Origin of the sequence: Paractinoplanes rishiriensis, from assembly GCF_016862375.1 — a bacterium.
Classification (GTDB): Bacteria; Actinomycetota; Actinomycetes; order Mycobacteriales; family Micromonosporaceae; genus Actinoplanes; species Actinoplanes rishiriensis.
In genome coordinates this window covers 30,739-51,995 of sequence record NZ_BOMV01000057.1, presented here as the reverse complement: position 1 = coordinate 51,995, position 21,257 = coordinate 30,739, and the positions used below count along the sequence as shown (strand labels likewise).

Below are 21,257 nucleotides of genomic sequence, written 5' to 3'. Positions count from 1 at the left end.
GATGCGTACCGTTGACATTCACGGCCATGTGATCCTGCCCGACTGCCTGCCCCTGGTCGACGGCCTGATGGCGCCGGAGTGGGAGCCGTTCACCTATTTCGGCGGCGACGAGACCAACGCCTACCAGGTGCAGCACGTCCGCGACATCATGCCGAAGGCGACCGACCCTCAGACCCGGATCGCCGACCTGGACCGGATGGGCATCGACGTGCAGGCCATCTCGGTGGCGCCGGCCGGCTACTTCTACTGGGCCGACCCGTCGCTGGCCCGCGACCTGGCCCGGATGCAGAACGAGAACCTGGCCAAGATCGTCGCCGACCACCCGGACCGATTCGTCGGCCTGGCCACGGTGCCCATGCAGGACGTGGCCGCCGCCGTCGAGGAGCTCGAACGTTGCGTGCGCGAGTACGACTTCCGCGGCGTCGAGATCAACACCAACGTGATGGGCGTCGACCTGGACGACCGGCGGTTCCGCCCGTTCTTCGCCAAGGCCGAGGAACTCGACGTGGTGGTGATGCTGCACCCGAACGGCTTCACCGGCGGCGAACGCTTCCGCAAGTACTACCTGACCAACGTGATCGGCAACCCGCTGGACACCACGGTGGCGCTGAGCCGGATCATCCACGGCGGCGTCCTGGAGGAGCACCCCGGGCTCAAGCTGGTGGCCGTGCACGGCGGCGGCTACCTGCCGTTCTACTCGTCGCGGATGGACCACGCGTACGAGGAGCGTCCCGAGGGCCGGCACCACATCACCCGCCCGCCGTCGACGTACCTCAAGCAGATCTACGTGGACTGCCTGGTCTTCGACGCCCCGCACCTGGAGTTCCTGGTCCAGCAGATGGGCGCCGACCACGTCATCATCGGCACCGACTACCCCTTCGACATGGGCCACTACGACCCGCTGGGCCAGATCGCCTCGGCCCGGCTCGACGAGGAGACCCGCGACGCCATCCGCGGCGGCACCGCCGCCCGGTTGCTGAAGCTGGATTCCTGAGGACCGCCCGCCCGCCGACCGGCAACGGCGCCGGCCGGCGGGCGCGGCACCTCAGCGGCCCCGGCCGCCTCCGCTGCCGGCGGGCTCCGGCCGGCGACTTTCTCCCGTTTTGTTCTTTTCGTGGTGCAGGTAGGCGGTGCCGTCGACCTCCTTGGCCAGGTACATCGCCACGTCGGCCCGGCGGCGCAGCACGGCCGCGTCGTCACCGGCCCGGCCGGTCGCGAGGCCGATGCTGGCCCGCAGCGGAACGTCGTGGCCGTCAATGGTCGTGGCCGGCCGCAGCGCCGCCACCATCCGTCCCGCCACCCGGTCGGCCTCGGCGCGGTCGGCGCCGTCCAGCACCGCCACGAACTCGTCCCCGCCGAGGCGGGCCACCGTGTCGCCGTCCCGCACGCAGCCCGCCAGCCGCCGCGCGAACTCGATCAGCATTTGGTCGCCGGCGTCGTGGCCGAGGGTGTCGTTGATCTCCTTGAAGTCGTCGAGGTCGATGAGCGCCACCGTCACAAGCCGGTCGTCGGCGGCGGCGAGACTGCGCTCGAGACGCTTCTCGAGCAGGGCGCGGTTGGGCAGCCCGGTCAACGCGTCGTGGGTGGCGCTGTGGTCGAGGCGGGTGAGCAGCCGGCTGTTCTCCCGGAGCACGAGCACCTGCCGGGCCATGACAAGAGCGGTGAGGAACACCGCGCCCATCACCACCGCGATCTGATCCGAGTGGTCGCCAACAAGGGCGAGCACCACCAGCAGGGCGTCGACGGCGGCCACCGCGCCGTACGGAAGCAGGCTGTACGACCTGCGCCGGTCCCCCTCGGTTGTCGTCGCGCCGCCCACCGCGGCCGCCCGCTGCCGATGCGCGGCCCAGCCGCCAAGACACATGATCACCGGCACCGTCACCTGGGTGACCTCCAGGAACGACCGGTCCACCGGGATCAGCGGCCGCAGCAGGGTACCCGTCGCGCCCACGAAGATGGCCAGCGCCAGCCAACGCAGCGCCGACCGGTCCACGAACTCACGGCCGACCAGCATGGTCTTGGCCACCGCGAGAACGACGACCAGTGCCAGCACCATCAGCAGCCCCCGGATGAGCAACGCGCGAGCGTCGTTCGCGGCGAGGCTCAGCCGGGTGTCGAAATGCCAGATGAAGATGCCGGCGCCGGTCGTCACCGTGGCGCTGTCCAGCATGAACCGCAGGCGCTCACTCCGGGTACGGGCGGCGATCGGCAACCGGAACAACGCGAAGATGACGACGGACATCGCGAGGCTGCTCAGGACCAGGTAGGCCGGGATGTTGTCGACGCCGTTGCTGCCGGGCTGCCGGAAGATCCCCAGCGCCTGTACCGTTTTGCCCGCCGCGACCAGCATGGCGGCAACAGCGATGTGCCGCCAGAACCGCCGTGTGGGCACCGGCAGCGCGACGATTCGGCTCACCTGCCAGAAGTTCACCGCGACCACGAGGGCGGCCAGCGGCCCGCACAGCCACAGCAGTCCCGGCGGCCCCACCGGCGTGATCAGGTTGAGCACGAACCAGAAAGCACCAAGACCCAGCACGCCGAACGACAACCGCAGAAGCCCGGAATCACCACCGGGCTCTCGCCGCCACCGGCCGGACCGGCGCTCGTCCACCACGTCCGCCAATTCGGCCATCACGGCCCAAACCTGAGCGCCGCCCGGGCGCCGAGCCGGTCGACCCGATAGATCCGGCGGCCGTCCACCCAGAGCCAGCCCCGGGCGAACGCGGTCCGGTCGCCGACCTCGAGGATTTCCAGCTCGACGGTGATCAGCCGGTCGGTGGGCACCACCTGGCCCCGATAGGTCCACCTCAGCGGCTCGTCGAGCGCGACGGGTTCGAAGTGCGTCCCGAAGCCACGCTCGATCAGATACCACTGCAACAGCTGGCACATCGCCTCGACGCCGAGCGAGCCGGGCATGACCGGGTCCTGGAAGAAGTGCGCCTTGAAGAACCAGTCACCGGCATCGACGTCCTTCTCGGCCCGCACGCGGCCCAGACCGGCGGCCCCGCCCTCGGGCCAGTAACCGGTGATCCGGTCGAGCATCAGGAGCACAGGGTCGGCCGGGTGACGCAACTCCGGCACGTTGTCGCACCGCTCGGTCAGGCGTTCGCGCTCGGCCGGGGCCGGCGGCAGGCCGGGCTGCTGCGCGAAGGCCGTGGTCAGGAAGTACCCGAAGACCGCGGTCCCGCTAAGCAGCGGCTCGCCGTCGGCGTGGCACTCGATCCGGAACGACTCGATGATCATTCCGGCGGCCCGGGACACGTTGGTGAGCTCGGCGCGGGTGCGCACGACCCGGGCACCGGGCCGCACCTCGCGCCGGATGCGCAGTTCGCCGTCGAGGTTGCGGAACAGCAGCTCCGCGTCGATCTGCACCGGGCTGCCGACATAGCAGCCCAGCCAGCCGCAGGGTTGCAGGGCGATCTCCATCAGAGCGGCGGCCGGCATCGTGCCGAGTTCGAAGAACCAAGCCTTTTCCGGTACGTCGTACTCCGCGACAACCGCACTGCCGGCCACCATGCCCTGATACGGGCCCTCGACCGCGGTGACCCGGCTCATGAAGTGGTACGGCGGCCCCGGCAGACGCGGTCCGCGGCGGGCGCCCAGGAACGCCTCGGCCATCGGTCCGAGCCCGTCGGTCGGCCGGCCCCAGGCGCAGGCCAGCAGCGAGGCGTAGTCGAGCGGGAGATCCGCGATCCGCGCGACGGGCCGGGTCTCGTGGTGCCCGGCGAGCCCGCCGAGCCTCGCGAGCGGCTCGGGTTGCACGGTCCGTTGCACGGCGGGCGGCCCGAGATGCCGCCAGTGGTCGAGCGGCCAGTCCGGCACCAGTCGCACGGCGCAGCCGGCCACGTGCAGCGCCTTCACGCCGTCGACGGTGACCAGCACGTCCGCGACGGCCGTCGGGTACGGGTCGGCCGAGATCGAAGAGATGAAGACCTCGTACGTCAACCTGCGGCTCCCGGGAGTGACCTGCCCCCGGCACCGCATGCGGGCGACCTGCCCCGGCACCGGTTCGAACCGCCAGCCGTCGCGGTCGATCGTGTGCCCACCGGCGGCCAGATAGAACGAGACTGCTTGGAAGCAGGCCTCCGACATGAGGGTGCCGGGCATGCACGGGTCGTTGTGGAAGTGGCCGTCGAAGAACCAGTCATCCGGGCGGACCGCCGTCTCGGCCCGGAGGTATCCGCGGTCGGGGTCGACGACCGGAACCTCATCCAGCAGCCGCAACCGCCCCGATCCGATGCGCGGGGTCCGCACGTGGGCGCGGGTCACGTCCCATCCCGGCCCGAAACACTCGTCGGGTCGCCCGCGCGCGAATGCGCCGACCGCACCGGCGCCGAATCTCGGCTGCGGTACGGCTTCCGGCCGCCGGTCGCCGGGATCCCAGAGCACGCCGCCGGTGCGGCTCAGCTCGTCATCGGTGAAGAAACCCGCCTGGCCATTCCGCACCGTGAGCAGCAATGCGTCGCCCACGTGGCAGTCGTACTCGAAAGAAAAAAGCCGGACCGGACCGTGTACGACGTGCCCGAGCACCCGGATCTCGAAGCGCAGGGTCTGCCCGGCCCCGGGTGGCGAGCCGTGGAAGGTGACATCGCTGCCGAGCAGGCGGTAGACCCGCTCGCCCCGGTTGTGCAGGTCGGCGCCGAGCCAGCTGATCAGCAGCAGGTCGGCCTGCCCCGCCTCGACGACCAGTCCGGCGGGCATCCGGCCGGCGGCGTCGAGAAACCAGGAATCGTGGTGCACGTCGGTCTCGGTCCAGGTGACGCCCCGGCCCAGCGAGCCCGGCGCCGCGTCGATGCCGAGGACCCGGTCGGCGAGCAGCAGCGGCGGACCGGGCATCCGGGTCTGCCGCACGTCGTTGTCCTGCCCGGCGAACGCCGGTCCGAACAGCTCGGAGATCCGCCCGGAGGCGAGGTGCTCGAGCTGCGCCCGGTCGAACTTCGGCCCGGGAAAGCCGTCGGCCGCCTGGATCGTCTCGGGCTCAGCCGGACGGGGCAGCGCGGAGATGGCCGCTGCCCGGCCGCTCAGGAAGCGCGCGTGCGCGGCGGCCTGGATCTCCAGGTATTGGTGGTGTGCGGCCGCGATCGAGGTGCGCCAGGCCAGAGCTGCCGAGACCGCCGGATCGGCTGGCGGTGGAGGTGCCGGCATCGGCGCGAGGTCGGGGGCCGGGTCCATCACCGTGTATTCGCCGGGCGCCGGGAGCACTACCGGGGCCGGAAGCCGCTTGGGCAGGCGGACCGTCGCGCCTTGGTCCGCCGGTGGGACCGTGGCGAAACAGGCCTCGAGCGCGTCCTGCCGCACCGGGACGCCGGCGGCGGCCAATTCCGCGACCGCCACCGACAATGACCACAGGCCCTGGCCCGGCGCGTTGTCCAGGGCCACCGCGACGTGCGGCCGCTCCCCCAGGATGCGCCGGATCCAGCCGGTGCACTGCGCGGCGGGACCGTGTTCGATGAAGACGCGTACGCCGTCCTGCCAGGCCCGCTCGATCAGGTGGGGGAAGTCAACCGGGGCGATCATCTGCTCGGTGATCGCGTCGGCGGCCGACTCCTCGTCCGGGTGGTACCAGTCGCCGGTCGCGCCGCGGTAGAACCGGATGCCCGGCACGCTCGTCGTGGGCCGCCGGTGCAGGGCGTACCACCGGTCGCGCACCTCGGCCACCTCGGGGACATGGGCCACCAGCAACGGGAGCCGGATGCGGGCGGCCTGGTCGAAGCGCTCGGCGAAGGCCGTACATGCTTTCTCCTCCCCCGCAATCACGCAGATGCCGGGAGCGCACACCGCCGACAAATACACCGCCCGCTCACCGGCGACCATGCGCCGCACCAGTGCCACGTCCGCCGCGAGGAGGTAGCCGGCCCAGCGCTCGCCGTCGATGCCGTGGCGTTCCCAGTACCGGCGGACCGCGCGCAGGTCGCCGCTCAGGTCGTGGGTGAACAGCCCGTCGGCCCGCGCGTCGGCGGCCAGAGCCGGCACGTCGGTCCACGCCCCCAGCGCGACCAGCGCGGCCGATTCGCCGGAGGAGTAGCCGAGCGCGGCCTGCGGTTCGATGCCGAGCACGTCGCGCGAGATCCTGGTGTGCAGGCCCGACAGGAAGCCGGCGGCCAGGATCTCGTCGAGGGGTTCCGGCGCGGCGCGGCCCTGGTAGAGCCAGGAGACCAGCGGGGCCCCGTCGGTGGCGGCGACCAGCGGGGCGAACGCGAGCGCGAGATCGGCGCCCATACCGGCGTAGAAGGACGAGCTCATCGGGTAGACGAACGCCGTCTCACCGCCGATCGGGGTCTCCCGGAAGGCCACCCCGGGCGGGCGAGGCGCCTCCCCACCGAGCCAGGCGCGGGCGTTGTCGAGGAGGCCGGACAGCTCGGCGGGGTGGCGGGCGAGGACGGCCAGGCGGGCCGGGCCGGTGTCACTCTGAACGCCGGCCGCGGCGGCGGTGAGCACCGCCGACCGGTTCGCGCCCGAGTAGAGGTGCAACCGGGGCACCGGAGCCGGCGCCCACGGCGCGACGTCGGCGGCGCGCAGCCGGATCCGGGCGGGTGGCGCACCCAGCACCGGCGTGACCACGTCGGCGGTCGCGGCGCCGAGGTGCGGCTGAGCGGGTTGTCCGGCCCGGGGCCGGGCCCGGTGCCGCAGCGCCACGGCCGCAACAGCGACGTCGAGCAGCCCGGCGGCAGCGTGCGGAGAGCCGAACAGGCCACTGGGGACGGAGCCGGCCGCCGCACTGGCCGGCGCTTCGCGGTCGAGCAGCGCGAGGATCTGATCGCCGTCCCGGCGTGCGTCGTCGCGGCGTTTGAGCACCAGGACGACGGCCGCGTCGGCCGGCTCCGCCGTCCGTTTGAGCGCGGCGACGGCGGCGTGGTGCACCGGTTCGTCGGAGAGGTCGACCGCGCCGACGAGCGCGGCGTCGATCTCGCCGGCCCGCAGCGCCCGCGCCGCCAGCTCCAGCGCCGCGATTCCGGACGCCTCCTCGGCGCTGACGGCGAAGCCCGGTCCGGAGAGTCCGAGCTGGCCGCCGATCCGGTTGGCCGCGATGTTCGCCATCGCGCCCAGCACGCGCGCGGCGGTGAGCGGCGGACTGAACTCGTCGCCGGCCCCGAGGCGCCGGCGGGCGCCGGCGCGGGCGACCTCGGGGTCGCACCCCAGGCCGACGAGCACGGCCGTGCGCTGCGGCGGAAGTGCGACGCCGCGGACCGCCTCGCGGGCGGCCTCGAGCACCAGGAGCTGCTGGCCCAGCGTCTCTTCGAGGTCCCGCGGCGGGTACCGCAGGCCGTCGAGCGCTACCTCGACGGTGTCCGGCGCCGCACCGGGAATCTGCCCGCTCAGCACGGCGTCCCGGAATCCGTCGGCGTCCAGGCCGCCGACCCGAGCGCCGATCGCGACGATGGCGACCTCCGCCGGTGCCCGGCGGCCGGGCACCGCGACCTGGAACGCCGGCCGGCCGTCGAACGCCTCGACCACCAGGTGCGCATTGTTGCCGCCGAAGCCGAACGCGCTGATCGCGGCGCGCCGCCGCGGCCCGGCCCACGGTTCGTTCGCCTGGAGCAGGCGCAGCGGGCCGTCGCACAGCTCGTCGATGGGGTCGGCGGCGCCGGCCGTCGCCGGCCGCGTCCCGTGCTGGATCGCGCCGAGAAGCTTCAGCAGGCCGGCCGCGCCGGAGGCGGTCAGCAGGTGGCCGACGTTCGACTTCGCCGAGCCGATCGGCAGCGGCTCCGGCCGCTCGCCGAAGTACCGCGCGGTCGACCGGGCCTCCACGGCGTCGCCGATCGGGGTGCCGGTGGCATGCCCCTCCAGCAGTTCCACCGTCTCCGGCCCGAACCCCGCCAGCCGGTACGCCGTACGCATGGCCTGAATTTGACCTTCCTCGGCGGGCACCAGGAACCCGCCGGTCCGGCCGTCGTTCGACAGGCCGATACCGCGCACCACGCCGAGGACCGGTACGTGCGCGGCCACCGCGTCGCGCAGCCGCATGAACGCGAGCAGGGCCGCGCCCTCGGCGGGGATCAGCCCGTCGGCACCACGCTGGAACGGCCGGCTGCGGCCGGAAGGACTCAACGCGCCGAGCGCCGCGAAGCCGGCATCGATGATCAGCCCGTCGCAGCCGCTCACCGCGCCGGCGAGCATGAGGTCCGCGGTGCCGTCGTGCAACCGGTCGCAGGCGATCTTGATGGCGTACAGCGCGGAGGCACAGGCGGCGTCGAGCGCGAGCGACCCGCCGCCCAGTCCGAGGTCGTTCGCCGCGGTGTGCGCCCACAGCCCCGAGCAGAAGCGGGCGCGCGGGTCGGTCGCGCCGGGCGGTTCGCCCAGCCAGATCTTTTCCGCGTACGCGGCCAGGCCGCGGCTCGGATAGCCCAGGTTGCCGAGGATCAGCCCGGAGCGCTCCGGGCGCGCGCGGTCGCCGGCCTCGCGCAGGGCGGCCCGGCCGGCGTGCAGCACCCACTGCAGTGCCGGGTCGTAGCCGGCGGCCTCGGCGGGGAAGCCGCTCGGATCGAAGGTGAAGGCCCGGACGATCCCGGCCGTCGCGCCGAGCGAGCCCGGCGGCAGCCGCCAGTCGTCCGGCCGCACCTCATCGAGGTCGACCCGGCCGGCCGCGATGTTGGCCCAGAACTGCCCGGGGCTCAGCGCCCCGGGCAGCACGCAGCCGCGACCGACGATCGCGATCGGCTCGAATTCCGCGCGATCGGTCACGCGCGGTCCGCCGGCGGGATGTCGGGCCGCCGGATGAGGCTGACACCGAGCAACTCGGTGCGGACCTCCCCGTCCGCGTCGAGCAGCGCGATGTCGCAGCGCGTCGCGTCGGTGGCGACGTCCGCGCCGCGCACCAGGCAGCGCAGTGTCGCCGGCGCCGGTCCGGGGCGGTGGACGTGCACGGCGCCGACGCCCATCGGCAGGGTCGCGGCCCCGGTGACGTGCCGGGCCCACAGCACGGCGGCCTGGAGAGCGCCGTCCACCGCGGCCGGGTCGGTCCACCAGGGCGCGTCCGGCCAGCCGGCTTCCCGTACGCCGGCGACCTGGGCCTCGGCGCCGTCCCGGGACAGCCCCAGCACCCGTCGCAGCACCTGGAACCGGGGACCGTGGAACAGCGCGGCGGACTCGTAGACGGAGCCGGTGAAGGGCTCCGCCGCGGCCGGTGCGGTCCACTGCTGCGGCCGTTGCGGGGTGACCAGCCGGGCCCGGTAGTGGTTACCGGCCCGCAGTTCGCCGTCCCCGGTCAGCTCGATCGGGAAGCGGTGACCGGACGTCGCGAGGTCGGGGAGTTCGATCCGGTGCAGCACCCGGAGGTCGGCCAGCGCGGTCGTGCGGCCCGGGTGGCGGGCCTGCCCGGCGGCGGCGAACCACTCCACCGCCATGGCCAGCGGAAGCACCGGCACCCCGGCCGGCGCGTGATCGGCCAGGAAGCCGTGCGTCCGGGCGTCGACCGTGGACTCGGCGGCGAACCGCGGCTCGCCCGCCCCGGCATAGTCGCCGCCGGTCAGCAGCACCTGGGCCGCGTCGCCGGGCGTGCCCAACTCGGCGACGAATGCGCGGGCGCCCGCGTCCAGCGGGATGAGCGGGACGCCGAGCTTCCGGAACTGGGCGGCATGCGCCGCGGTGACCATGCCGGCCTCCCACGGTCCCCAGCCGATCGCGCGGACCCGGCCGGACGGCCGCCGCCGCTGCTCGGCGTGGGCCACCTGGTTGAGCACCTCGTTGGCCATCGCGTAGTCGCACTGACCCGGGTTGCCGTACCGGGCCGCGACGGACGAGAACAGGCAGAGCAGCTCGAGCGGATCGGCGGCGGTGGCGTCGAGCAGGGCGCTGAGCCCGGCGACCTTGGTGTCGTAGACCCGGTCGAACTGGTCGTCGGTCTTGTCCGCGATGCGCTTGTCGGCGAGGACTCCGGCCCCGTGCACCAGCCCGGTTACGGCGCCCCACTCGCGGCGGACCCGGTCCAGTTCGCGGTCGAGAGCGGCCCGGTCCGTGACGTCGACCGCCGCGTACCGCGCGGTGGCCCCGGCCCGCTCCAGCCCGGCAAGCGTCGCGCGGACCTCCCGGGCGGCCAGGATGCCGCGGGCCCGGGCGGTGAGTTCGGCCGGTGTGGCGGTGCGCTCCCGGCCGGACAGCAGCCGGGTGATGGACGGCTCGTCCCGGGCCGGCGCCAGGAACTCGGGCTCGTCGGCGAGTGGCGTGCGCCCGAGGAGCAGCATGCGGGGCCGAACCGTCGCCGCCAGCGCGAGCAGGGCGGCAGCGGTGACGCCCCGCGCGCCGCCGCTTACCACGAGCACCGAATCAGCGGTGACCGGCAGGCCGGCCGCGGGCGGAGCGGTTTCGCTCTCCGCGAGAGTCCACCGGGTGCCGTCGGCGCGCAGGCCCACGTCGGGGCTCGGCCCGCCGGTCAGCAGTTCGGCGACGATCGCGGCGGCCACCTCGTCCGGACGGCGGCCACCGCGCGCGCAGTCGATCGCCTTGCCGGCCACCGCCGGCCACTCCCGGGCCGCCGTCCTGGTGAGCGCCGCGAAGCCGCCGAGCCAGGCGCGCCGGGGATCGGGGTCGGCCAGCCCGAAGCAGCCGCCGGTGTCCTGCACGGTCACGAAGACGCCGCCGCGTTCGGCCATGCCGGGCGCCACCGCCCGGGCGACCCGGAACGCCTGCCGGCTCACCGCACCGGCCCGGGCGGCATCCGGCACCGGTGCCAGCCCGCCGAGCAGGATCACGCCGTACGCACCGGGCGCGGGCATGTCCGCGGCGGTCGCGGTGATGCCGTGCGCCCGCAACTGCTCGACCACCGCGGGAGCGAGCCCGCTGCCGCCGTCGACGACGGCGACCGGTCCGTCCCGGAGGCCGGCCAGGGCCAGCCCGCACGCCGGCGTGGCGACCGGCTGGACCTGTAATCGAGGCAGCCCGGGACGGCCCGGCTCGGCGGCGTCCGCGGTGACGCCGCGCATGACCTCGTCCAGGGTGCGCGCCTGGAACAGGTGGGCCATCTGCTCCGAATCGGTGTCCGGCAGTCCCGCCGCGCGCTCCCGGACCGCCGCGAAGATCTCCACTTTCTTGATCGAGTCGATGCCGAGATCGGATTCCAGGTCCATGCCGCCGTCGAGCATGTCCGCCGGGTAGCCGGTCTTGTCGGCGACCACGGACAGCAGCAGCCCGAGGCTCACCGGTGCGGTGCCGGCGACCGGCGCGACCGGCGGAGGTGCCGGTGCTGGCGCCGGGGATACCGGAAGGGGTCGGTGCAGGACCGGTGCCTCGACCGGTGCCTCGACCGGTGCCTCGACCGGTGCCTCGACCGGCGGCGGCTCTGACCGGGGCGGCTCGGCAACAGGCGGCGGGGGGAGCCGTGGTTGGTCCGGCCGGGGTGGCTGCCCGGTGAAGGCGGCAAACGTGTTCTCAGCCATCTGCAGGAAGGCCTGGTGGGAGTCGGCGAGCACGCGCTGGAAGTGCATGTGCGCCTCGGCCGTCTGGCGCTGCATCTCCTGCACCGCGGTCAGCCACTCGGCGCTGGGTTCGGGCTTGGACATCGGGGCGACAGGCTCCAGAGGGCTCGGCGAAATGGGGACCGGCAGCATGGGGACCGACAGAATCGGGGCCGGCGCGATCCGTTCCGGCGCGATCCGTTCCGGCGCGATCCGTTCCGGCGCGATCCGCTCCGCCGGCATCCGCTCCGCCGGCATCCGCTCCGGCGCGGGAGGCGCGACGTAACCCGTGCCGTTGACGCGGACCGGCATCCGGGGACGCGCCACCGGCGCCGGATGCCCGGCGACCGGCAGCCTCGTCAGGTCGATCGCGACCCCGTGGACCGCGAGCCGGCCGAGGCCCTCGAGGCACGCGGTCAGGCCGGCCCCACCCCGCCGGTCGAGGCTGACCGCGGCGTGTGCCCGGTCGCCGAGGATCTGCGCGATCAACCCGCTGAGCACGGACGACGGGCCCACCTCGACGAAGGTCCGCACGCCCGCCGCGTACATCTCCCGGATTTGATCGTGAAAAAGGACCGGAGCGCCGGTATGCCGGGCGAGCGTGCGCCGGATCGCCGCGGGCTCACTGTCATAGATCGCCGCGTCGGCGTTCGCGAAGACGTCGATACGCGGGGTGGCCAGGTCGAGCGTCGCCAGGAAATCGTGCATCGGCGCCTCGGCGGACTGCATCAGCGGGCTGTGGAAGGCGGCCGAAACCGCGAGGCGGCGGGCGGTGATGTCGTTGGCGGAAAGCCGCTCGTGCAGCGCCTCGACGGCCGGCACCGTGCCGGAGACGACGGTCTGCCGGGGCGCGTTCCGGTTTGCCAGCCAGACATCCGGGATCGCCGCATCCTTGATCGCCGACGCCACGGTGTCCGCGTCCGCGTCGACCGCGAGCATCGTGCCCGGCTCGGCGTCGATCCGCGCCATCAGTTCGCCCCGGTGCCTCGCCAGCCGCAGCAGGCTCCCGGCGTCGAGGACACCGGCCGCATGCAGCGCGACCAACTCGCCGAGACTGTGGCCGGCCACGCAGTCCGGCGCGATCCCGATCTCGGTGAGCAGCGCGAGCAACGACAGGCTGTGCGCGGCCAGCGCCGGCTGCGCCCAGCGGGTTTCGGTGAGCCGGCGTTCCTGCGCCGCGCGCTGCTCGTCGGTGCGCACCGGCGGCGGGAAGACGACGTCGGCCAGGTCGGGGCCGGCCACGAAGTCCCAGACGTCCTGCGCCGCCGGCAGGGCCAGGGCGATGCCGGCGCCCATCCCGACGTACTGCGACCCCTGCCCGGGGAAGACGAACGCGATCCGGCCCGGGTCGGCGGGACCGCAGGCATAGTGGATGCCGCCGGGCAGGGCGAACGGCACGCCGGGCTGCCGGGCCAGCATCTGCGCGGCCCGGTCGAGTTTTTCCCGCCGGTCGGCGGCGTCGGTCGCGACCACGGCCAGCCGGCACGGCTCGCCGGGGTCGAAGTGGTCGCTCGCGACGAGGTCGCCGGCCGAGCCGGCGCTGAACAGCAGGAGATCGCCGGCCCGGATCCGGTCCGGAGCCGTGCCGCCGCGGTGTTCCTCGAGGGTGACGTGGAAGTTGGCGCCGCCGAAGCCGAAGCTGGAGACCGACGCCCGCCGCGCGTGCGAGGCGCGCCGCGTCCACGGGCGCGCGACCGTGTTCAGATAGAACGGGCTGTCCTCGATGCCGAGGCGGGGATTGGGTTCGCGCACCTTGATGGTCGGCGGCAGGGCTCGCTGGTGCAGGGCCAGCACCGTCTTGACCAGCCCGGCCGCGCCCGCCGCCGCCTTGGTGTGCCCGATCTGCGACTTGATGCTGCCCAGCGCGCACCACCCGTGGTCCGGCCGGCCGGTCTCGCCGAAGACCCGGCGCAGCGACTCGAACTCGGCGGCGTCCCCGGCGCGCGTCGCGGTGCCGTGCGCCTCGACCAGATCCACCGTGTCCGGGCCGTAACCGGCGGCCTCGTACGCCCGCCGCAGGGCGCGCACCTGCCCGGTGGCCATCGGCGCGTAGATGGCCCCGCCCCTGCCGTCGGACGAGGTGCCGATCCCGCGGATCACGGCGTAGACGCGGTCACCGTCCCGCTCGGCGGCGTCCAGACGTTTGAGGCCCAGCATCGCCAGGCCCTCGCCGAGCAGCGTGCCGTCGGCATCTCCGGCGAACGGGCGCACGTCGCCGGTGGGCGAGAGGGCCGGCGTCTTGCTGAAGCAGACGTACATCAGCGGGTTGTTCGTCACGTCCACGCCGCCGGTGACGACCAGGTCGGCCTGGCCCAGGGCCAGCTCGTTCGCCCCGGCCGCCACCGCCGCGAGCGAGCTGGCGCAGGCGGCGTCCACGGTGCAGTTGGTGCCGTGCAGGTCGAGGCGGTTCGCGATCCGTCCGGCCACCACATTGGACAGCAGACCCGGGAACGAATCCTCCTGCCAGGGCACGTACTGCTCGGCGATCCGATCGCAGATCCGGCCCGCCTCGGCGTCCCCGATCCCCTGTTCCCGCAGGGCCTTGAGCCACAGCGGGCGCTGGATGCGCGCGTCCATCGTGCCGACCCGGCTGAGCGTGGAACTGCCCAGGATGACGCTGACGCGTTCCCGGGCGAGCGGGGCGGCGAGATTGCGGTCGAGGTCGGCCAGCAGCGCGTCGGCCACGGTCAGGCCGAGCAGCTGGGCGGGGTCGATGGCCGCGAGCGTGGCCGGTGGCAGCCCGTGCGCGAGGGCGTCGAACTCGATGTCGGGCAGGAACGCGCCGCGGCGGCTGTAGCTCGTGTCCGGCGTCGCCGGGTCCGGGTCGTAGAACCCGTCGGCGGGCCAGCGACCGGGCGGCACCTCGGTGATCAGATCGCGGCCCGCGACGATGTTGTGCCAGAACTCGGCCGTGTCGCGCGCCCCGGGCATCAGGGCGGCCACCCCCACGACGGCGATCGGATCCATGGCCCTCCTCAGGACAGCAGACGTGGTCGCGGGGCAAAGGCCTCCCCGGGCACCGGGACGCCGTAGGAACGCAGCTGGTGGGCGCGGGTCACCATGGCCGCGCCCTCGAGCAGGTTGAGGGCGATCTGCACGACCGTACGCCGCGCGGTCTGAGCGAGCGGGCTGCCCGCCACCCACCGGTTGAAGGCGCCGATCGCCGGCCCGCACCAGATCTGGTAGTCGGTCAGCCGGGTCGGCTCCCCGGTGATCGCCCACCGGCTCGACAGTCCCAGGTAGGAGCGGAAGACCAGCGCCATCCGGTGCCGCGGATCATGCTCGGCCCGGTCGACCTCGCGCGGGTCGCGGTCCAGCCAGAACCGGCGGGTCTCCTGCCAGCAGTCCTCGAACGTTGCGCGGAACACATCCTTCTCGAGGCGCTCCCGGGTGGCGCCCGGAATGTCGGCGAGCGTCTGGTGGGCCAGGAAGGTCTCGTAGAGCTGGCCGGCCCGCGCCGCGAACAGCGTGCCGCGCCGCAGCACCTGCACCTTGACCCCGTACTCGAACATGTCCGCGGCCGGTGCCATCGTGACGTCGGCCAGATCGGCCTGCGCGAGCAACCCTTTCGCCGCGTCCGACAGCCCGGCCTCGCGGGCGAGCTGGTTGACGGTGCCGGTCACGACGTACGCGGCCCCGGCGGCGAACGCCGCGGCGACCCCGGCCGGGTCGCCCAGCCCACCGGCCGCACCGATCCGGATCGGCCGGGCGTATCCGTGTCGCCGATGCAGCTCGTCACGCAGCGCAGTGATCACCGGGAGCACCACGGCCAGCGGCCGGTTGTCGGTGTGGCCACCGCTGTCCGCCTCCACGGTCACGTCCTCGGCGAGCGGCACCCGCGCCGCCAGGCCGGCCTCGTCGGTCGTGATCTGCCCGCGTTCCACGAGCCGCCGCAGGATCTCGGGCGGCGCCGGGGAAAGGAATTTCGCGGCCACCTCGGGCCGGGAGACCTTGGCGAACAACTGCCGGGCGCGGGCGATGCCGGCGTCCGCGCCGGGATCCGCTCGCAGTCCGGCGACCGCGCACCGGACGACGGCCGGGGTCAGGTCGAGGTAGGCGGAGGCCGAGACCTTCGGCACCCCGGCGCGGATCAGCACGTCGGCCAGGCGCTCCTCGTGGCCGGGTTCGGCCGGCGAGTGGATGAGGTTGACGCCCCAGTTGTCCCGGTCGGGCAGACCTTGCCGCAGTTCCCGCACCGCGGTCTCGACGGCCGGCACCGCCAGCCCGGCGGCTCCGAAGAATCCGAGCATCCGCGCGCGGGCCATCGCCGTCACCGAGGCGACGGTCGCGATGCCGTTGGCCATCTCGCCGGCCACGTACGGGAACCGCACGCCGTGGGTCCGGTTGAAGGACCGGTCGCCGAGCCACTCGGGGTAGAGCGCGGGCAGCACGCCGACCAGCTCGTATCCCGGACTCGCGCCGGCCGCCGGCGGCTGCACCCGCCCGCCGAGTCCGAGCCCGGGCTCGTGGCCGGCCCGGCCGCGCACGATGTGGACCGGCTCGCGGAACCGGCGGACGCACTCGACGATGCCCGCCGGCGAGAAGTCGGCCGCACGCTCCCCCGGCAGCCAACCGAGCGCGGGCGCCAACGCGTATGCGTCCACCACAACACATCTCCCCGTAAGCGGCGTGCGGACCAGAGAGGACGGAAGCCTACCGCCGGGTTCGCCGGGCAGCGAACACCGGCGTCTGTTTGCAATGATGCCTGCAACGTCCGCAACGGAGTCAGGGATGACCGCGAGCCTCCTCACCACCATGGTCGACCGCCTCGACACCGCTCCGCGGGCGCCGCTCTACTCGTTCCTCGACCGCCACGGCCGGGAGCACGAGTCCGCCGACTGCGAGGAGGTCGTGCGGCGGGCGGCGGGGGTCGCCGACCTGCTCGAGTCGGCCGGGGCCGGCAGCGGCGACCGGGTCCTGTTGATCTTCCCACCGGACGACGGTCTCGATTTCGTGGCGAGCTTCTTCGGGTGCCTGCTGCTCGGCGCGATCGCGGTTCCGGTGGCCAGCCCCGATCCGCGGCACCTCGACCGGGAACTGCCGAAACTCCGGCACGTCGCCGCGGACAGCGGCGCGCGCGTCGCGCTCACCCATGCCAGATACCGCGCGCTCAGCAGGCTCGCGTCGGTGCGCGACGGCGTGACCAGTCGGCTGCGCGGCCGCGAGACCGCGAGCTGGCCGGAGCTCTCCTGGCTGCCGGCGGACCGGGCCGCGCGGGCGAGCCGGTCGGCGGCCGCCGACCGGCTCGCCCGCGCGGCGAGCGCGTTCGGCGCCGACCACACCGTCTACCTCCAATACACGTCCGGCTCGACGTCGGCGCCCAAGGGCGTCGTGGTGCGGCACGCCAACCTCGCGCACAACCTCGAGCTGATCGCGCGCAACACCCGGGTCGACGGCGGGTCGGTGCTGGTCGGCTGGGTGCCCCTGTTCCACGACATGGGGCTCGCCGGGGGCATCCTGAACGCGATGCACACCGGGGCCCGGTGCATCGCCTTCTCGCCGCTGACCTTCCTGGCCGAGCCCCGCCTCTGGCTCGAGGCGATCGACCGCTATCGCGGCACGCACATCGCCGCCCCGAACTTCGGTTACGAGTACGTGCTGCGCGGGCTGCGCGACGGCGACGCGTTCGACCTCTCGTCGCTGCGCGCCTCGCTCCAGGGCGGCGAGCCGATGCTGGCGGCGACGATAGACCGCTTCGCCGCCGGACTCGCCCCGATGCGCTTCGACCCGGCGTCGTTCTGCAACGTCTACGGCATGGCCGAGGCCGTGTTGTTCGTCTGCGGCCGGGTCGGCGACAAGCCGACCCTGCTCCACGGCGACCGGACCGTGCTCGACCGGGACGGCCGGATCGTCCCGGCCGCTCCGGGCGCACCGGTGGTGACGCTCGTCGGCAGCGGCGTCCCGGACGCGGAGCTCGGCGTGTCGGTGCTGGCCGTCGACCCGGTCACGCGGCGGCCGCAGCCACCGCACGTGGTGGGCGAGCTCTGGGTCTCGAGCGCGAGCGTGTCGAGCGGCTACTGGGGACGGACCGGCGAGGAAAATGCGGCCACCTTCGCCGCGCGCCTGGCCATCGACGACGAACGGCGATTCCTGCGCACCGGCGACCTCGGGGTGATCGGCACGGACGGCGAGGTGTTCGTCTGCGGCCGTCTCAAGGACCTCATCATCGTCGGCGGCCGCAACATCTATCCGCAGGATCTGGAGGCGGCGGTGGTGGCGGCCGATCCGGCCCTCCGGCCGGGCAACGCGGTCGCCTTCGGCGTGCACGTCGACGGCGTCGAGCGGGTGGTGGTGGCGGCCGAGCTGCGCCGCAAGGTCCTGGAGAGCGGCGAGCCCGTGCCGCTCGACCGGGCCCGGTCCGCGATCCGCGCCGCGGTGGCCGCGCACAGCGGCGTACAGTGCCACGAGATCCTCCTGATGAAGCCCGGCAGCCTGCCCAAGACCACGAGCGGCAAACTGCAGCGCGGCGAGTGCGCCCGGCGGTGGGCCGGCGGCGCACTGCGTTCGTCGGCACTCGCCGGGCCGGTGCGCGCCAAACCGGAGGCGGAGCCGGCTGCGCCGTACGTGCTCTGGTTGCTCCGCACCGAAATCGCGGCCGCCGTGCAGCTGGCCGATCCGGGCGCCGTGCCGGTGGATGTGCCGCTGCGCGACCTCGGCCTGGACTCGCTCGGCATGATGGACCTGGCCAGGCGGATCGAGGATCGGACCGGGGCACACGTGCCGCCGGCGAGCCTCTCCGACGGCCTGACCGTGCGGACGCTGGCGACCCTCGTCGGGCGGTTCGAGCCGGACGAGGCGGCGCCCGCGGAGCCGAACGAGGGCGAGGTCCCGCTGAGCGCCGCCCAGGTGCACGCCCTGCAGCTGGGGCAGTGGAACTGGTGGAACCGCGCGGTCCTGCTCGACGTGCACCGGCGGCTCACCCCCGAGCGTCTGCACCGGGCCGTGTCCGCGCTGGTCGAACGGCACGAGGCGCTGCGCCTGCGGGTCCGCCGGGAGGACGGCCGCTTCGCCCAGCACTACGGCGACATCGAGGGCAGCTTCGCCGTCGAGTCGGTCAGCGAGCCCGGCGAGCTCCGGCCGCTCCTGGACGACCAGCATCGCCGCCTCGACCTCGAAAACGGTCCGGTGATGCGGCTGCTCCTGGTGGCCGCGGGCGCCGGGCAACGCCTGTTCCTCACCGTCAACCACCTCGTCATGGACGGCGTCACGCTGGGCATTCTCGTCGACGAGCTGGACCGGCTCTGCCAGCTGGACGAGCGGGACGCACCTCTTCGGCTCGCCCGCGCCTCGGCGCGTTTCGCGACGTACTCGCGCTGGATGAACGACTTCGCGCACACCGGCGCGGTCGCCGATCTCGATTTCTGGCGCGCCCAGCTCGACGCGCCGCCGCCGGCCGCCTACGACTCGCGGATCCATCCGGGGGTCACGATGAAAGACCTGGCGAGCACCCGGCATCACCTCACCCCCGACGAGACCCGCGCACTCCGCGACGTGCGCACCGGCGGACGCCGCTCGCCGATCGCCACGACGCTGCTCGCGGCCCTGGTACGGACCGCTCAGCGCCAGTGGGGCTGCGGCCGTCTCGCGGTCAAACTCTCCAGCTCCGGCCGGCAGGCGGCGGTGCACGGCCTCGATCTCTCCCGGACCGTCGGCGATCTGCACTGCAGCTTCCCGCTCGCCTTCGAGGACAGCTCCGCCCAGACGCCGGCAGAGACGCTGGCCGCGGTGAGCGAACGCCTCAGCCTGGTGCCCTCCGCGGGCATGTCGTTCGACTGCCTGACCTATCTGAACGGGGAAAAGGGCATCCTCGATGCGCCCGCGCCGACGCTCTGGTTCAACTTCCAGGGCGAGCTGCCGACCCGGAGCCGGAGCGGCCTCTTCTCGCCGCGGGACGCCCCGCTCGGCGACATGTGGGATCCCGAGTGCGGCGTGAAGCAGCCACCGCTCTACCTCGAATGCTCCATTGTCGAGGGCGTCACCCGCCTCGACTGGTACTACTCGCCCCGCCACCTGCGGTGGGCGGGCGGGGAGATCGATGAATGGGTGAACAGCTTCCGGGCCGAACTGCGCCGCAGATGACCGAACGGATCCAGCAAGTCGCCGATCGCGCCTTCGCCGCGACCTTCAAGCGTCTCTTCACCTTCGCCCTGCTCTACGAGGACTCGGAGGTGGACAACCGGGTCCTGGGGCTGGACTCCCACTCGCGGGTGCTGGCGGTGAGCGGGGCCGGCTGCGGGGTGGCCGGCCTGCTGGCCGCTCACCCGGCGCGCATCGACGCGATCGACACCAACCCGCACCACCTGGCGCTGGCCGCCCTCAAGGTCGCCGCGACGCGACGGGTGACGTCCTATGGCGAGTTCTACCAACTGCTCGGCCGGGGCCGGCACGGCGATCCGGAACGAACTCTCCAGCCGTTGATGAGCGACCTGCCGGCCTGGGTAGGGCAGTACTGGAGCGCGAATCACCGCCGATTCCGGCACAACCTGTACGCCGAGGGACTGGTCGGAACCCTGCAGCGGTGGCTCCGGCGGAAGGTGCGGGTGGATGCCGATTTCCTGCACGGCCTGCACCGGCTCCCGCCCGCCGACCGTCTCGCGCGCCTGTCCCCGATCCTCACCTCGATCGAGCGAGCCTGGCCGATGCGTGCCCTGGTCAACACGCCGCTGTTCCTGCTGGGCATCGGCGTCAACTTCGAGCAGCGGCAGCGCAACCTCCGCGAGAACCGGGCGGCGACCATGATGGAGGTCGTCACCGCGCATCTCGGACGACTGGCACAGACCGATCTGGAGACCAACTGGTTCGTCTGGGTGGGCCTCACCGGCGAGTTCAACCACGATCACCCGGAGGCGGTTCCGCCCTACCTGCGGGCGGAGAACCACCAGCGGGCACTCGCGGCTCCCACCCGGGTGGCGTTCCACCGCCAGTCGCTGCAACGGATGATTGCCGATGCCGCGCCCGGGCAGTGGTCCCACTTCTCCCTCTGCGACGTGCTGGACTGGTTGCCGGCCGCGGCGCAGCGGCAACTGCTGCACGGGATCGCCAGGGTCGGCGGCCCCGGTGCCCTCGTGCTCACCCGCAGCGTGGAGAGCGGGTGTGTCGTCGACCGCGCCGGCCTGTCGGATCGGTACGAACGCGTCGAGCCGGCCTCCAGCCAGGCGAGCGAGCAGGAACGGACGCGGCTCTACGGCCGGGTCGACGTCTACCGGGTGCTCGGATGACGCCCGAACATCAGGCTTTTCTCGATCGCTATTACCGCCTCACTCATCACGTCTATGACGTGTCGCGGAAGTACTTCCTGTTCGGTCGCGATCCCCTGCTCCATCGTCTTCTGGCCGGCGACTGGACGACGCTCGTGGAGATCGGCCCGGGCACCGGACGCAACCTCGCCCGGCTGCACGGCAGACGGCCGGGCGCGACGCTCGGCGGGATGGAGGCGAGCGACGTCATGCGCGCGCACGCCCGGCGCCGCTGCCCCTGGGCCCGGATCGATCCGGGCTTCGCCGAGGACGGGGACATCGGTGCCGTGCTCGGCGTGCCGCCGCAGCGCATCCTGATGTCGTACTGCCTCTCGATGGTCATCGACCCGGACCGGGCGATCGACAACGCACGCCGGCATCTTGCGCCCGGCGGCGAGCTGTGGATCGTCGACTTCGCCGATCTGGCCGGGCTGCACGCGCTGCCCCGGCGCGCGATGCGGAAGTTCCTCGCCGCGTTCCATGTCGAGGCGGTGCCGGACGATCTGCTGCACCACCACCGCGCGAACCTCGTCGAGCACGGTCCGCTCCGGTATTACGTCGTCGCCCGGTTCACGGCGTGACCGGGCTGTCGCGCCGACGGGTCGGCCGGCTTTCCTACCAGGTATCCGGC

8 protein-coding genes are annotated in these 21,257 nt (G+C 73.4%); 4 read left to right on the top strand and 4 right to left on the bottom strand.

From position 1 onward, the window contains the following. Position 1: 1 nt before the first annotated feature. Complete coding sequence (locus tag Ari01nite_RS24665; RefSeq protein ID WP_203784461.1) at positions 2-994, top strand: amidohydrolase family protein; 993 nt, start codon at positions 2-4, stop codon at positions 992-994. Positions 995-1,045: 51 nt separating this feature from the next. On the opposite strand, the gene Ari01nite_RS24660 is transcribed toward Ari01nite_RS24665, so the two are convergent. From Ari01nite_RS24660 to Ari01nite_RS24645, 4 genes are read right to left on the bottom strand one after another with little or no spacing between them, the layout of a single operon-like run. Further along, the gene (locus tag Ari01nite_RS24660) at positions 1,046-2,632 is read right to left on the bottom strand and encodes a GGDEF domain-containing protein (RefSeq protein WP_239163028.1); all 1,587 of its coding nucleotides are present in this window, start codon (positions 2,630-2,632) and stop codon (positions 1,046-1,048) included. Beyond that, on the bottom strand, positions 2,632-8,682 hold the full coding sequence (locus tag Ari01nite_RS24655) for a beta-ketoacyl synthase N-terminal-like domain-containing protein (protein ID WP_203784456.1): 6,051 nt from the start codon (positions 8,680-8,682) through the stop codon (positions 2,632-2,634). The genes Ari01nite_RS24660 and Ari01nite_RS24655 overlap by 1 nt, the downstream gene beginning before the upstream one ends. After that, positions 8,679-14,357, bottom strand: coding sequence for a type I polyketide synthase (locus Ari01nite_RS24650; RefSeq protein ID WP_203784455.1), 5,679 nt, complete (start codon positions 14,355-14,357; stop codon positions 8,679-8,681). Before Ari01nite_RS24650 ends, Ari01nite_RS24655 begins: the two co-directional genes overlap by 4 nt. 8 nt (positions 14,358-14,365) lie before the next feature. Continuing rightward, positions 14,366-15,997 (bottom strand): PfaD family polyunsaturated fatty acid/polyketide biosynthesis protein, encoded by a 1,632-nt coding sequence (locus Ari01nite_RS24645; RefSeq protein ID WP_239162993.1) that lies wholly within the window; start codon positions 15,995-15,997, stop codon positions 14,366-14,368. Between the two features lie 124 nt (positions 15,998-16,121). On the opposite strand from Ari01nite_RS24645, the gene Ari01nite_RS24640 reads away from it, so the two are divergent. The 3 genes from Ari01nite_RS24640 to Ari01nite_RS24630 are packed head-to-tail and all read left to right on the top strand — an operon-like array spanning position 16,122 to position 21,207. After that, positions 16,122-19,469, top strand: a complete 3,348-nt coding sequence (locus tag Ari01nite_RS24640; RefSeq protein WP_203784453.1) for an AMP-binding protein — start codon at positions 16,122-16,124, stop codon at positions 19,467-19,469. Then, on the top strand, positions 19,466-20,608 hold the full coding sequence (locus Ari01nite_RS24635) for a DUF3419 family protein (protein WP_203784452.1): 1,143 nt from the start codon (positions 19,466-19,468) through the stop codon (positions 20,606-20,608). The genes Ari01nite_RS24640 and Ari01nite_RS24635 overlap by 4 nt, the downstream gene beginning before the upstream one ends. Continuing rightward, positions 20,605-21,207 carry a class I SAM-dependent methyltransferase gene (locus Ari01nite_RS24630; protein ID WP_203784451.1) on the top strand — a complete coding sequence of 201 codons (603 nt, stop codon included), beginning with the start codon at positions 20,605-20,607 and terminating at the stop codon, positions 21,205-21,207. The genes Ari01nite_RS24635 and Ari01nite_RS24630 overlap by 4 nt, the downstream gene beginning before the upstream one ends. Positions 21,208-21,257: the final 50 nt, after the last annotated feature.

Bases quoted from the DNA above. Each gene is read 5' to 3' on its own strand.
- Ari01nite_RS24665 (WP_203784461.1), top strand. From the start codon at position 2: ATGCGTACCGTTGACATTCACGGCCATGTGATCCTGCCCGACTGCCTG.
- Ari01nite_RS24650 (WP_203784455.1), bottom strand. From the start codon at position 14,357: ATGGATCCGATCGCCGTCGTGGGGGTGGCCGCCCTGATGCCCGGGGCG.
- Ari01nite_RS24660 (WP_239163028.1), bottom strand. From the start codon at position 2,632: ATGGCCGAATTGGCGGACGTGGTGGACGAGCGCCGGTCCGGCCGGTGG.
- Ari01nite_RS24635 (WP_203784452.1), top strand. From the start codon at position 19,466: ATGACCGAACGGATCCAGCAAGTCGCCGATCGCGCCTTCGCCGCGACC.
- Ari01nite_RS24630 (WP_203784451.1), top strand. From the start codon at position 20,605: ATGACGCCCGAACATCAGGCTTTTCTCGATCGCTATTACCGCCTCACT.
- Ari01nite_RS24640 (WP_203784453.1), top strand. From the start codon at position 16,122: ATGACCGCGAGCCTCCTCACCACCATGGTCGACCGCCTCGACACCGCT.